The 11,820-nt window shown below is 61.9% G+C and carries 16 protein-coding genes; 10 read left to right on the top strand and 6 right to left on the bottom strand.

Translation table 11 applies throughout. The features are described from left to right. Positions 1 to 225 precede the first annotated feature (225 nt). The 5 genes from ACWUKX_RS18625 to hslV form a co-directional block, all read right to left on the bottom strand. Positions 226 to 1,185, bottom strand: coding sequence for a DUF1402 family protein (locus ACWUKX_RS18625; RefSeq protein WP_127208705.1), 960 nt, complete (start codon positions 1,183 to 1,185; stop codon positions 226 to 228). 255 nt (positions 1,186 to 1,440) lie between these two features. Beyond that, complete coding sequence (gene hslU, locus ACWUKX_RS18620; protein ID WP_455839701.1) at positions 1,441 to 2,754, bottom strand: ATP-dependent protease ATPase subunit HslU; 1,314 nt, start codon at positions 2,752 to 2,754, stop codon at positions 1,441 to 1,443. Positions 2,755 to 2,758: 4 nt separating this feature from the next. Further along, positions 2,759 to 3,358, bottom strand: a complete 600-nt coding sequence (locus ACWUKX_RS18615; RefSeq protein ID WP_095517453.1) for a DUF2585 domain-containing protein — start codon at positions 3,356 to 3,358, stop codon at positions 2,759 to 2,761. A 38-nt stretch (positions 3,359 to 3,396) separates the two neighbouring features. Next, positions 3,397 to 3,912: a GNAT family N-acetyltransferase gene (locus tag ACWUKX_RS18610; RefSeq protein WP_065011675.1), complete on the bottom strand. Its 516-nt coding sequence runs from the start codon at positions 3,910 to 3,912 to the stop codon at positions 3,397 to 3,399. A gap of 73 nt (positions 3,913 to 3,985) precedes the next feature. Further along, positions 3,986 to 4,537 carry an ATP-dependent protease subunit HslV gene (gene hslV, locus ACWUKX_RS18605; protein ID WP_065011536.1) on the bottom strand — a complete coding sequence of 184 codons (552 nt, stop codon included), beginning with the start codon at positions 4,535 to 4,537 and terminating at the stop codon, positions 3,986 to 3,988. A gap of 224 nt (positions 4,538 to 4,761) precedes the next feature. Between hslV and hisB the strand changes: the two genes are divergently transcribed. The 10 genes from hisB (at position 4,762) to ACWUKX_RS18555 (ending at position 11,077) form a co-directional block, all read left to right on the top strand. Beyond that, the gene (hisB, locus tag ACWUKX_RS18600; protein WP_456008313.1) at positions 4,762 to 5,361 is read left to right on the top strand and encodes an imidazoleglycerol-phosphate dehydratase HisB; all 600 of its coding nucleotides are present in this window, start codon (positions 4,762 to 4,764) and stop codon (positions 5,359 to 5,361) included. 3 nt (positions 5,362 to 5,364) lie between these two features. After that, complete coding sequence (locus ACWUKX_RS18595; protein ID WP_456008312.1) at positions 5,365 to 5,838, top strand: DUF2628 domain-containing protein; 474 nt, start codon at positions 5,365 to 5,367, stop codon at positions 5,836 to 5,838. Position 5,839: 1 nt separating this feature from the next. Next, positions 5,840 to 6,490: an imidazole glycerol phosphate synthase subunit HisH gene (hisH, locus tag ACWUKX_RS18590; RefSeq protein WP_456008311.1), complete on the top strand. Its 651-nt coding sequence runs from the start codon at positions 5,840 to 5,842 to the stop codon at positions 6,488 to 6,490. Positions 6,491 to 6,494: 4 nt separating this feature from the next. Further along, positions 6,495 to 6,785: a DUF1330 domain-containing protein gene (locus ACWUKX_RS18585; RefSeq protein ID WP_456008310.1), complete on the top strand. Its 291-nt coding sequence runs from the start codon at positions 6,495 to 6,497 to the stop codon at positions 6,783 to 6,785. 2 nt (positions 6,786 to 6,787) lie between these two features. Next, entirely contained in the window at positions 6,788 to 7,537 is a 750-nt protein-coding gene (hisA, locus tag ACWUKX_RS18580; protein ID WP_456008309.1) for a 1-(5-phosphoribosyl)-5-[(5-phosphoribosylamino)methylideneamino]imidazole-4-carboxamide isomerase, read from the top strand. Then, complete coding sequence (locus tag ACWUKX_RS18575; RefSeq protein ID WP_456008307.1) at positions 7,534 to 8,370, top strand: arginase family protein; 837 nt, start codon at positions 7,534 to 7,536, stop codon at positions 8,368 to 8,370. The genes hisA and ACWUKX_RS18575 overlap by 4 nt, the downstream gene beginning before the upstream one ends. Continuing rightward, positions 8,370 to 9,161 (top strand): imidazole glycerol phosphate synthase subunit HisF, encoded by a 792-nt coding sequence (gene hisF, locus ACWUKX_RS18570; protein WP_456008306.1) that lies wholly within the window; start codon positions 8,370 to 8,372, stop codon positions 9,159 to 9,161. Before ACWUKX_RS18575 ends, hisF begins: the two co-directional genes overlap by 1 nt. A gap of 90 nt (positions 9,162 to 9,251) precedes the next feature. Beyond that, positions 9,252 to 9,578 carry a phosphoribosyl-ATP diphosphatase gene (locus ACWUKX_RS18565; RefSeq protein WP_292179790.1) on the top strand — a complete coding sequence of 109 codons (327 nt, stop codon included), beginning with the start codon at positions 9,252 to 9,254 and terminating at the stop codon, positions 9,576 to 9,578. A gap of 24 nt (positions 9,579 to 9,602) precedes the next feature. Then, the gene (gene coaA, locus ACWUKX_RS18560; protein ID WP_029347431.1) at positions 9,603 to 10,562 is read left to right on the top strand and encodes a type I pantothenate kinase; all 960 of its coding nucleotides are present in this window, start codon (positions 9,603 to 9,605) and stop codon (positions 10,560 to 10,562) included. Positions 10,563 to 10,648: 86 nt separating this feature from the next. Then, positions 10,649 to 11,077 (top strand): GtrA family protein, encoded by a 429-nt coding sequence (locus ACWUKX_RS18555; protein ID WP_456008305.1) that lies wholly within the window; start codon positions 10,649 to 10,651, stop codon positions 11,075 to 11,077. Positions 11,078 to 11,179: 102 nt separating this feature from the next. Here the strand turns inward: ACWUKX_RS18555 and ACWUKX_RS18550 are convergent, their stop codons facing one another. Then, the gene (locus tag ACWUKX_RS18550; RefSeq protein WP_456008304.1) at positions 11,180 to 11,797 is read right to left on the bottom strand and encodes an alpha-ketoglutarate-dependent dioxygenase AlkB family protein; all 618 of its coding nucleotides are present in this window, start codon (positions 11,795 to 11,797) and stop codon (positions 11,180 to 11,182) included. Positions 11,798 to 11,820 lie beyond the last annotated feature (23 nt).

Below are 11,820 nucleotides of genomic sequence, written 5' to 3'. Positions count from 1 at the left end.
TCAGGACATCGAATCTGATTTGCGCAAACTTGGGAATCCAGATTCAGTCAAAAGGCGAAGCGCTCTAAGTGCGGATGAAGGGCATTGCATCAAGGGCAATAGGCTCCTTGGCCGAGTGCCTCGTCCACTTATTGGCGCATTTGCGCTCTTGTATCGGCTCTCACCAACAGGGGCTCCACCCCAGGGCGGCTGTGGTCATCAGGTACCAAGCGTCGGATTTAACAACTAAAACAGCGCCTTCAGCTCCGGCAATTTGTCGTTGACCAGCCAGCCATAGTAATTTTCCTCGGGCAGCTTCTCCGGTTCGCCCGCGTCGCGGCGCCTGTCGTTCTCGGCCTTCAGCGCATGGGCACGCTGTTCCGGATTGCCGACATTGTAGAGCGTCGATGTGATGCCGGGATTGCCCGATATGTCGAAGCCGGCAATGCTCTGGTAGGCATCGATCGATTTCCGGATCGTCGCTGCGACATAATCCAATGTCAGGTCCGGATCCATGATGGTCTTGTAGACCGCGTTCGGATCGCCGACGTCGAGCTTCGGCAGGCCGGAAACCTGGTGCACGAGATCGCTCATCTGCAACGCCGTCAGCGGATTGAGCTGACCGAGGCCAAAAGTCTGGCCGGCATAATAGGGCTGGAAGAAAGTGGCGCCGAAGCGGTCGTCGGGGAAGCTCTCACCGCCGACAGTCTTGCCGCGAAAGGACTGGTTCCACACCTGCTCGCGGCATTCCCACAGCGCATAACTGTCCGATTTGCCGGCGCATTCCTGGAATTGCGGCCGCTGCATAAAATCGGTGATGTCCTCGCCTTCATAGGCGAAGGACAGCTTGCTCGACAGATAAGAGATCGCCTTGACGTAGTAGGTCTGCAGCCGGTCGTAGGCGTCGACATTGTAGGTGTGCTCGCCGACGATGGCGCCGACGATATGCATCGGGTCGATGCCATAGGTCGCCGCCGCTTGGCTGATCTTGCCGCGAAGACCGGCGTCGTGCTGCAGCAGCGCATAGACCTTGCGGTATTTTGCCTGGAAGGTGGTGTTGGTGGCTTGGGTGCGCCGGCTCGAGGCGCCCGGTATGTTGGGCTGCTCGGCATGACTGTTGCCCGGCGGCACCATCGTCGCCGCTTCGGCGGCGAACATGGCTGTCGCCAGCGTCAGCCCGAGAATGACGAGGATCAGTTTTTTCATGCGCCGCCGCCTGCAACAGCGCATGACCCCCGGAATCGATTTTCGGGGTCATGCGCAAAACCAACTGTATAGCGCCCTTTGCACGCCCAACTGATGCGCGGCGCTGTAGTTGCCGGGCAAACTAGGTAAAGCTGGAAGTGGAGTCGAGGGCCCCTGCGCCGGGCAAGACAAAAGCTGGCCAGATGCTTCCATTTGGCCACACGTTTCAGAACCTGCCGGCTCCCCCGGCCCATTTCTTGTGGGATGGATTGCCTGCTACAGGATGAAACGCGACAAATCCGTGTTTCTGGACAGGTCGCCGACATGCTTTTGCACATAGGCTGCGTCGATGGTCACCGCCGTGCCGTGCCGGTCCGGCGCGTCATAGGAGATCTCGTCCAGAACCCGCTCCATGACCGTCTGCAGCCGCCTGGCGCCGATGTTCTCGACGCTGGCGTTGAGATCGACCGCAATGCCGGCCAGCGAATCGATGGCGTCGTCGGTGAAGACGAGATCAACGCCCTCGGTCTTCATCAGCGCGATGTACTGCTTGATCAGGCTGGCCTCGGTCTCGGTCAGGATGCGGACGAAATCGTCCTTCTCCAGTGCACGCAGCTCGACGCGGATCGGCAGTCGGCCCTGCAGTTCCGGCAGCAGGTCCGACGGCTTGGCGACGTGAAACGCACCCGATGCGATGAACAGGATATGGTCGGTCTTCACCGGTCCGTATTTGGTCGCCACCGTTGTGCCTTCGACAAGCGGCAGCAGGTCGCGCTGCACGCCTTCGCGGGAAACACCGGCGCCCATGCCGCCTTCCCGCGAGGCGATCTTGTCGATCTCGTCGAGGAAGACGATGCCGTCGTTTTCGGTCGATTCGAGCGCCCTGCGCACCACCTCGTCCTGGTCGAGCAGCTTGTCGGACTCGTCGCCGACCAGCACCGTGTACGATTCCTTCACCGTCGTCTTGCGCGTCTTGGTCTTCTGGCCGCCCATCGCTTTCGACAGCATGTCGTTAATGTTCAACACGCCGATATTTGCGCCCGGCATGCCGGGAATCTCGAAGCCGGGCATGCCGCCAGTGCCGGTGTCGCTTACTTCGATCTCGATCTCCCTGTTGTCGAGCTCGCCGTCGCGCAGCTTCTTGCGGAAATTGTCACGTGTGCCCGGGCTCGCCGTCTTGCCGACGAGCGCTTCCAGCACACGTTCCTCGGCATTGATATGGGCGCGCGCTTTGACATCCTCGCGCATCTTCTCGCGCACCAGGCCGATGGCGATCTCGACCAGGTCGCGGATGATCTGCTCGACGTCGCGGCCGACATAGCCGACTTCGGTGAACTTGGTCGCCTCGACCTTGACGAACGGCGCACCGGCAAGGCGTGCCAGGCGGCGCGAGATCTCGGTCTTGCCGACGCCGGTCGGGCCGATCATCAGGATGTTCTTCGGCATCACCTCTTCACGCATCTGGCCTTCGAGCTGCTGGCGGCGCCAGCGGTTGCGCAGGGCGATGGCCACGGCGCGCTTGGCGTCCTTCTGGCCGATGATGAAGCGATCGAGTTCCGAAACGATTTCACGGGGCGAGAATGTGCTCATATTCCTAAATTCCACTTTGCCACTGCCGGATGGACTCGAACGGATGCAGCAGCATGATCACGTTGAGCGTCAGATTGTCCCGGATGAGGTAGCCGACACCGAATTCGAAGATGACGGCCAGGGTCACGATCACCCATATAGGAAGCCTGCGCGCCATCACAAATCCCAGCACCATCGCCAGCGTGTCCGCCACCGAATTGATGATGCTGTCGCCATAGTAGTCGAGGGAGATCGTGCCGGCGCGATAGCGCTCGATGATCAACGGGCTGTTCTCGAGAAGTTCCCACCCGCCCTCAATGACGACCGCAAATGCCAGCCTGAGCCCGATCGGCGAGCGCGGGAACAGAGCCCACGCCAGCGCATAGAACAGGAAGCCGTGGATGAGGTGCGAGAATGTGTACCAGTCGGAAATATGCTGGGAATTCTCCGAACTCTGCACGATGCCGTGCCACAGCTTGACATAGCCGCATGTGCAGATCGGGGTTCGGCCCATGCCGTAAAGGACTCCGGCCTGGAATATGATCAGGCCGAGGACCAGCAGAAGTCCCATCCGCCAGCTGTCTTCATAGGCCGAGACGGGTTTGTCGGCGCCGGTTGTGCTCATGCTGTTACTGCCCCTCTTCGGCTTTATTCGGCGTCGCCTTATTCGATATCGTCCTCTTCGGCGTCGATTGCCATCAGCACGGCGTCGCCATATTCCGATTGCCTTCGATCGATAGCTCTGAAACCGGCCTTTTCATAGGCGCGGATCGCTCGTCCGTTGGATGGATCCGGGTCGATGATGACACGCGGCGCCCCTTCCTCGAACAGCTGTTCCACGAACTGCCGGACAATTGCCGAGCCGTGGCCGCGTCCGATAAGCTCAGGCCTGCCGATCGACAAATCTATGCCGAGCGTACCGAACGGCTGGTCGCTATAGGGATGGCCGTCTTCCAGATGCGGGTCGTAGCTCTGCATGTAGCCGATCGGCTCGCCATCGAGCTCGATGATCAGCGGTTCGACGGAAATGCTGTCGATGTGTTGGCGGATCTGGGCGATCTCCGTCTCGGGATCATCCCACCACTCCGCGACATGCGGCTCGGCCAGCCATGCCGCAATCATCGGCAGGTCCGACTCCGTCACCGGCCGAAAATCGTATCTATTTTCTTGTTTGGCCATGATCTTCTCCGAACCGAAGGTCAGCGGAGCAAAAACCGGTTTCCACTTTTCTGGATCATGGCCAGCGGCCGGTTCAGCCGGCATCGAGCGTTTCGATGACGAAGTTGTTGTTGGTGTAGACGCAAATGTCGGATGCGATCTGCATCGCCTTGCGCGCGATCTCCTCGGCATCTTTGTCGGTGTCCATCAGTGCGCGCGCCGCGGCTAGCGCGTAATTGCCGCCCGAACCGATGGCCATGACGCCATGTTCGGGTTCGAGCACGTCGCCGGTGCCGGTCAGCGCCAGCGAAACCGATCTGTCGGCAACCAGCATCATCGCTTCAAGCCGGCGCAGATAGCGGTCGGTGCGCCAGTCCTTGGCGAGTTCGACGCAGGCCCGCGTCAATTGCTCCGGATATTGTTCGAGCTTGGCTTCCAGCCGCTCCAGAAGGGTGAAGGCGTCAGCGGTGGCGCCGGCGAAACCGGCAATGACATTGCCGCTTTTGCCGATGCGGCGCACCTTCTTGGCATTGCCCTTCATGATGGTCTGGCCGAGACTGACCTGGCCGTCGCCGGCAATCACCACCTTGCCGCCCTTGCGCACCGTCACGATGGTCGTGGCGTGCATGGTCAGTTCATTCGACATCTTCTGCTCCGATCAGCACCGGTCCCGAAAAGGCGATTGGCGCGTTACGAGTGACTTGATCGGCCATATGTATGCATAGGTCCGATGATTGCAAACCAGCCACCCGCCAGGCTCGATATCCCCTGGCATGGCAACTGGCAATCGCCGGATCATGCTGCTAGAAGGCTCTCGTTTTCAAGCACGTGGACGCTTGGAACGTCTGAACTCTGGACAAGGATGAGGTCATGCCGCCCCGTTCCGCCAACGCCAGCCGCAAGACTGGGGAGACCGACATCTCCGTGTCGGTCCAGGTCGACGGCTCGGGAAAATCCGATATTTCGACGGGCGTCGGTTTCTTCGACCACATGCTGGACCAGCTGTCGCGCCATTCGCTGATCGACATGACAGTCAAGGCCAAGGGCGATCTGCACATAGACGACCACCACACGGTCGAGGACACCGGCATCGCGCTCGGCCAGGCGCTGGCCAAGGCGTTGGGCGAGCGGCGCGGCATCATGCGCTATGCCTCGGTCGATCTCGCCATGGACGAGACGCTGACGCGCGCGGCGATCGACGTTTCCGGCCGTCCTTTCCTTGTCTGGAACGTTGCGTTCTCGTCGCCGAAGATCGGCACGTTCGACACCGAACTGGTGCGCGAATTCTTCCAGGCCCTGGCGCAGAATGCCGGCATCACGCTGCATGTAGCCAACCACTACGGCGCAAACAATCATCACATCGCCGAGACCTGCTTCAAGGCGGTGGCGCGCGCGCTGCGTTTCGCGCTTGAAAGCGACCCGCGCCAGCGGGATGCGGTTCCGTCCACCAAGGGATCTCTGAAGGGATAGGCCATGGCCGTCTATGTCGTGATGGAACCGCCGGGCCGCGGCGAAAAGCCTGATGTAACCTTTGTCCGGGATGGGTTTTCCTGGCTCGGCTTCCTCGTGTCGCCGCTGTGGTTGCTCTGGCACCGGTTGTGGATCGAGGCAGCACTGGCGTTTGTCGCCATGGCTCTCCTTTCGATGCTTGCCGAAGGGCTGAGGCTTGGGCTGGCCGGCCCGCTGCTGTCGCTGCTTGTATCGCTCTATGTCGGGCTGGAGGGTCAGGCCTTGCGGATCGCCGCACTGCGCCGTCGTGGCTGGCATGAATGGGGCGTCGTCGAGGCCAACAGGCTCGACGATGCCGATACGCGCTATGTGCTGGAAGCCGAAGCGCAAGCGGACGAGCAAGCGCCAGTGCCGCGCATCGTTCCGGACGCCGCCCATGCCCGGCCGAAACATATGGGCATCGCGCTAGGGTTGAACCACACTCCCGGAAGACCCTGACATGCGCGCCGCGATCATCGACTACGGCTCGGGCAACCTGCGCTCGGCCACCAAGGCCTTCGAGCGCGCCGCGCATGAAGCCGGTATCGCCGCAGCGATCGACCTGACCGCCGATGCCGAGCGTGTCAGGACCGCCGATCGCATCGTCCTGCCCGGCGTCGGCGCATATGCCGATTGCGCGGCCGGGCTGCGCGCTGTGGCCGGCATGTGGGAAGCGGTCGAGGAGGTCGCGATCGCCAAGGGGCGGCCATTCCTCGGCATCTGCGTCGGCATGCAGCTGATGTCGGAGCGGGGCCTGGAAAAGACCGTTACAAAAGGTTTTGGCTGGATCGCCGGCGACGTCAAGGAGATCACCCCGGCCGATCCTGCGCTGAAGATCCCGCAGATCGGCTGGAATACGATCGAGCTCACGCGCAAGCATCCGCTGTTTTCCGGCATTCCGACCGGCGCCAAGGGACTGCATGCCTATTTCGTTCATTCCTACCATCTCGACGCGCAGAAGCCGGAGGAGGTGCTGGCGATTGCCGACTACGGTGGTCCGGTGACGGCCGCTGTTGTCAGCGGCAATCTCGCCGGCACGCAGTTTCATCCCGAAAAGAGCCAGGAGCTTGGCCTGGCGCTGATCACCAATTTTCTGCGCTGGAGGCCCTAGGATCATGAGTAAGAAAGGCTACTGGGTGGTCATGCTCACGGTGACTGACCCCGACGGTTATCAGTGCTACCGTGACGCCATCGGTGACGCCATTTCGCGCTATGACGGCCGCTATCTCGTGCGCGGCGGACAGGTCACAAACCCAGAAGGATCGGAATTTGACAGGCATGTTGTGGTCGAGTTCGACTCTTATCAGACAGCGCTGAACTGTTACCAGTCGCCGGCCTATCAGACCGCACTACGGAATCGACTGGCGGCTTCGACCGGCCATTTCGCGATCGTCGAGGGCGCCTGAAAGTGATCCTGTTCCCGGCCATCGACCTCAAGGACGGCAAGTGCGTGCGCCTGAAGCACGGCGATATGGCGACTGCGACGATCTACAATGACGACCCGGCCGCGCAGGCCAGGGCCTTCGAGCAACAGGGCTTTGAATGGCTGCATGTCGTTGACCTCAACGGCGCCTTCAAGGGCCAGAGCGTCAACAGCGCGGCGGTCGGCGCCATCCTCAAGGCGACGAAAAACCCGCTGCAGCTCGGCGGCGGCATCCGCACCCTGGCGCAGGTCGAGGACTGGCTCGATCGCGGGCTGGCCCGGATCATTCTCGGCACGGTGGCCGTGCGCGATCCGGATCTGGTCCGGCAGGCCTGCAAGGCGTTCCCGGGCAAGATCGCCGTCGGCATCGACGCCAAGGGCGGCAAGGTGGCGGTCGAGGGCTGGGCCGAGGCCTCGAGCCTCGGCGTCATCGAACTGGCGAGGAAGTTCGAGGGCGCCGGCGTCGCCGCCATCATCTACACCGACATCGACCGCGACGGTGTGCTGACCGGCATAAACTGGGATGCCACCATCGATCTCGCCGAAGCAGTTTCAATCCCGGTCATCGCCTCCGGGGGGCTTGCCTCGATCGCCGACATCGTGCGCATGACCATGCCCGATGCGCAAAAACTCGAAGGTGCCATCTCCGGCCGCGCGCTTTATGACGGGCGTATCGATCCGGCCGAGGCACTGGCGATCCTGGCGGCAGGACCGGAGAAGGCGAGGGCGCGATGAAACTCTCGGTCATCCTCGCACCCTATGACAGCGGCCTTTATCATGCCGGCTGTGGCCAGGGCCCCGACGCCATCATTGCCGGCGGCCTCGTCGATGAACTTGCCTTTCGCGGCCACGATGTCGTCGTCGAGGACATCGGCGAAGTCGGCGATGCCCAGAAACGCGAAATCGCGACAGGTTTCGCGGTTTGTCGGGCAGTCGCCACCAAGGTCGACATGGCGCGCGACGATGAGCGTTTTCCCATTGTGCTCACCGGAAATTGCCTGACCGCCGCCGGTGCGGTGGCTGGCGATACCGCTGATTCGATCATCTGGATCGATCAGCATGGCGATCTCAACACGCCCGAGACGTCCGCCTACGGCTTTCTCGACGGCATGGCGCTGGCGACGACGCTGGGGCTCTGCTGGCGCCCTATGACGTCAGCGATTCCCGGCTTCCAGGCGATCGACCCGTCGCGGTGCATGCTGGTCGATGCACGCGACCTCGATCCCGATGAAAGGCGGCTTCTGGAGACGTTGCCAATCATTCGCGCCCAATGGCCCGATGCACTCGACAATGTCGGAAAGCTCAAGGCGGCCGGCGCGGCCCAAGTGCATTTGCATCTGGATCTGGATGTTCACGATCCCGATGTGCTGCAAGTGAACCGCTATGCACGGCCGGGAGGTCCAAATCCGGAGCAACTGCGGCAACTGGTTTGCGGGCTGGCCAAGTCGATCCCGATCGTCGGCGTCACCCTGTCCGCCTACGATCCTGCCTTTGACGCCAAGGGCGAGGTTCCGCCTGTCGTTGGGCAATTGCTTGGCGATTTTCTTGCCGCCCTTGCGAGGATCTGATGCTGAAAGCCCGCGTCATCCCCTGTCTCGACGTCAAGAACGGCCGCGTCGTCAAGGGCGTCAACTTCGTCGACCTGGTCGATGCCGGCGATCCGGTCGAGGCGGCCAAGGCCTATGACGCCGCTGGCGCCGACGAACTCTGCTTCCTCGACATCACCGCTTCGTCCGAAAATCGCGAAACCATCTTCGACATCGTCGCCCGCACCGCCGAACAATGCTTCATGCCGCTGACCGTCGGCGGCGGCTTGCGACAGGTCGCCGACATAAGAAAGCTGCTTTTGGCCGGCGCCGACAAGGTGTCGATCAATACGGCGGCGGTGAAGAATCCCGATTTCGTCGCCGAGGCGGCTGACAAATTCGGCAACCAGTGCATCGTCATCGCCATCGATGCCAAGAAAGTATCGGGCGAAGGCGAGGCCGACCGCTGGGAGATTTTTACCCATGGCGGCCGCGAAAAGACCGGCATCGACGCGGTCGAATTCGCTCAGCAGATGGTCGATCGCGGCGCCGGCGAGATCCTGCTGACGTCGATGGACCGCGACGGCACCAAGGCCGGCTACGACATCGCGCTCACCCGCGCGGTAGCCGACGCCGTGCGTGCGCCGGTCATCGCCTCCGGCGGCGTCGGCACGCTCGATCACATGGTCGAGGGCATTCGCGACGGCCATGCCGGCGCGGTGCTGGCGGCATCGATCTTCCATTTCGGCACCTACAGCATTGCCGAAGCCAAGGCGCATATGGCCCGCGCCGGCCTGCCGATGCGACTGGACTCCCCGGGTGATCGGCTCTAAAGCATGATCCCGAACCGAAGGTCCGCGCCAGCGAAAAATGGCAACCGGTTTTCGGAAAAGACGTGCTTAAACAAACAGATAGATGGCGCCATGGCTGAGTTTTCGCTCTCCGATCTGGAGACAATCATCAGGGAACGCGCGCATTCCGGCGATCCGGATTCGTGGACGGCAAAGCTGTTCGCACGGGGCATCGACAAGGCGGCGCAGAAGCTCGGCGAAGAGGCGGTCGAAACGGTGATCGCGGCCGTTGGCGGTGACAGACAAGCCCTCGTTTCGGAAAGCGCCGATCTCATCTATCATTGGCTTGTCGTTCTGGGCGTCGCCGGCATTCCGCTTGCCGATGTCCTGACCGAACTCGAACGCCGCACCGGTCGTTCGGGCATCGCCGAAAAGGCGTCTCGGCAGGACCGGGGCTGATCGCTGCGGAGGGTAGGAAACTCGATGGACCAGCTCGCCCCCACCGAGAAATATTCGCCCTTTCGGTTTTTCTCGGCAGAGCAATGGTCGCAGTTCCGCGCCGACACGCCGATGACGCTCGGCGAGGACGAGGTCCGTCGCCTGCGTTCGCTCAACGACCCGGTCGACCTCGAAGAGGTCAAGCGCATCTATCTTTCGCTGTCCCGGCTGTTGTCGGCACATGTCGAGGCGAGCCAACTTCTGTTCAGGCAGCGCCAGGCCTTCTTCAACGCGGTGGATGTCGTCAAGACGCCCTTCATCATCGGCATTGCCGGCTCTGTCGCGGTCGGCAAATCGACCACGGCGCGCGTGCTCAAGGAATTGCTGGCGCGCTGGCCGTCGAGCCCCAAGGTCGATCTGATCACCACAGACGGCTTCCTGCTTCCCAACGAAATCCTGCGCCGCAACAATCTGATGGAACGCAAGGGCTTTCCCGACAGCTATGACGTCGGCGCATTGCTGCGTTTCCTGTCGGGCATCAAATCGGCGCAGCGCAATGTCCGCGCGCCGGTCTATTCGCACCTGACCTACGACGTCGTTCCCGGCGAGTTCCAGACCATCGACCGGCCCGATATATTGATCTTCGAAGGCATCAACGTGCTGCAGCCGGGCAAGCTGCCGAAGGACGGCAAGATTGTGCCTTTCCTGTCGGATTTCTTCGACTTCGCCATCTATATCGATGCCGAAGAGGAGCTGATCCATCAATGGTACATCGCCCGCTTCATGCGGCTGCGCGAGACCGCCTTCCGCGATCCGGACTCCTTCTTCCACCGCTATTCGCAACTTTCTCAAGCAGCGGCCCGCGCCATCGCGGAAGGCCTGTGGGCCAACATCAATCTGAAGAATTTGCGCGAGAACATCCTGCCGACGCGAGCCCGCGCCGATCTCATCCTGCGCAAGGGCGCCAATCATCTGGTCGAGGAAGTGGCGCTAAGGAAGCTGTAACGAAGCGGTTAACGGCGCCTTAGGCAGTGCCCCGCTATCGTTCGATTGCCAATTCCGGAGCATTTTGTGGGGAGCCGGTGATCAATATGCCTGCATTGCGCCGGCCTGACATTTCCGCCCGGCGCGGAACACTTGCTCCGCGCCGGCTTCTCAAATTCGCCTCGGTGGGGCTCGCGGCCACAGTGCTCTACGCGCTTTGTGCTAGCCTCTTCACCAGTGCCGGGTCAACATACCTGCCGCCGGCCACAGCCTCCGTCGCCGCCTATGCGGTCGCGGCAATATTCTCCTATCTCGGCCACAAGTTCTTCACCTTCATGTCGGCCGGCTCGCATCAATTCGAAGCGCCGCGTTTCGCCGTGCTGACCGGATCCGGCCTTGCCATCGCCTATCTTCTTCCGCTGCTCCTCGTCGGGCAGTTCGGCCTGCCGGTCACGATTCCGATACTGCTCACCTGCATTCTCATTCCGGTGGTCAACTTTGTTGTTCTGGAACGCTGGATCTTTTCCGGCCGATAAGCGGCGGGCCTGGATATCCGAAGCGGGTGCCGGTCTTGGGGAAATCCGATACTTGAAAAAGAGAGAGAGCGGCGATACGCCTCGACTTGAAAGTCCGCCGCTCTAGCCAGGATAGGTCACCCGTCTCAGCGTCAGGTTGATCCGCCCGCCGTTCTTCAGCAATGCCGAGGTCGATGGATAGATGCGGTCGACGCCGTGAAAACAGAGGCGGCCTTCGCCGCCAAGCACGACGACATCGCCGCTTTTCAGCTTGAACGATTTGGTGCCGCCTTCGCGCGTGGTCTGGCCGACCCTGAACAGGCAATCGTAGCCCAGTGAAACGGAGACGACCGGCGCGGAGAAATCGATCTCGTCGCGGTCTTGATGGAGGCCCATCTTCGCGTCCGGCGAATAGAAATTGACCAGGCAGGCCTCCGGCGGATGGGGATAGGCGGACACGTCCCGCCACAGCTCCAGCAGCACGTCCGGGATCGGCGGCCAGGGCATTCCGGTCACCGGGTGCGTCGGCTGGTAGCGATAGCCGCCCTCCTTATCGGTGACCCAGCCGAGCGAACCGCAATTGGTCATGCGCACGCTCATCTCCTTGCCGGTGCGCGGCATGGCCGGCACGAACAAGGGAGCCTCCTGCACGACCCCTCTCACATCCTCGACCAGCGCTTCCTGCACCGCGCGGGACAGATAGCCGGGCATGTGGCGGACGCCTTTGGGCAGAACGAGCATGGTCGCTTGATCCGTTGGTCTGC

Source organism: Mesorhizobium sp. f-mel, from assembly GCF_053850215.1.
Note: the sequence above shows the minus strand (reverse complement) of the source record. Positions and strands in the feature narration are given on the sequence as shown.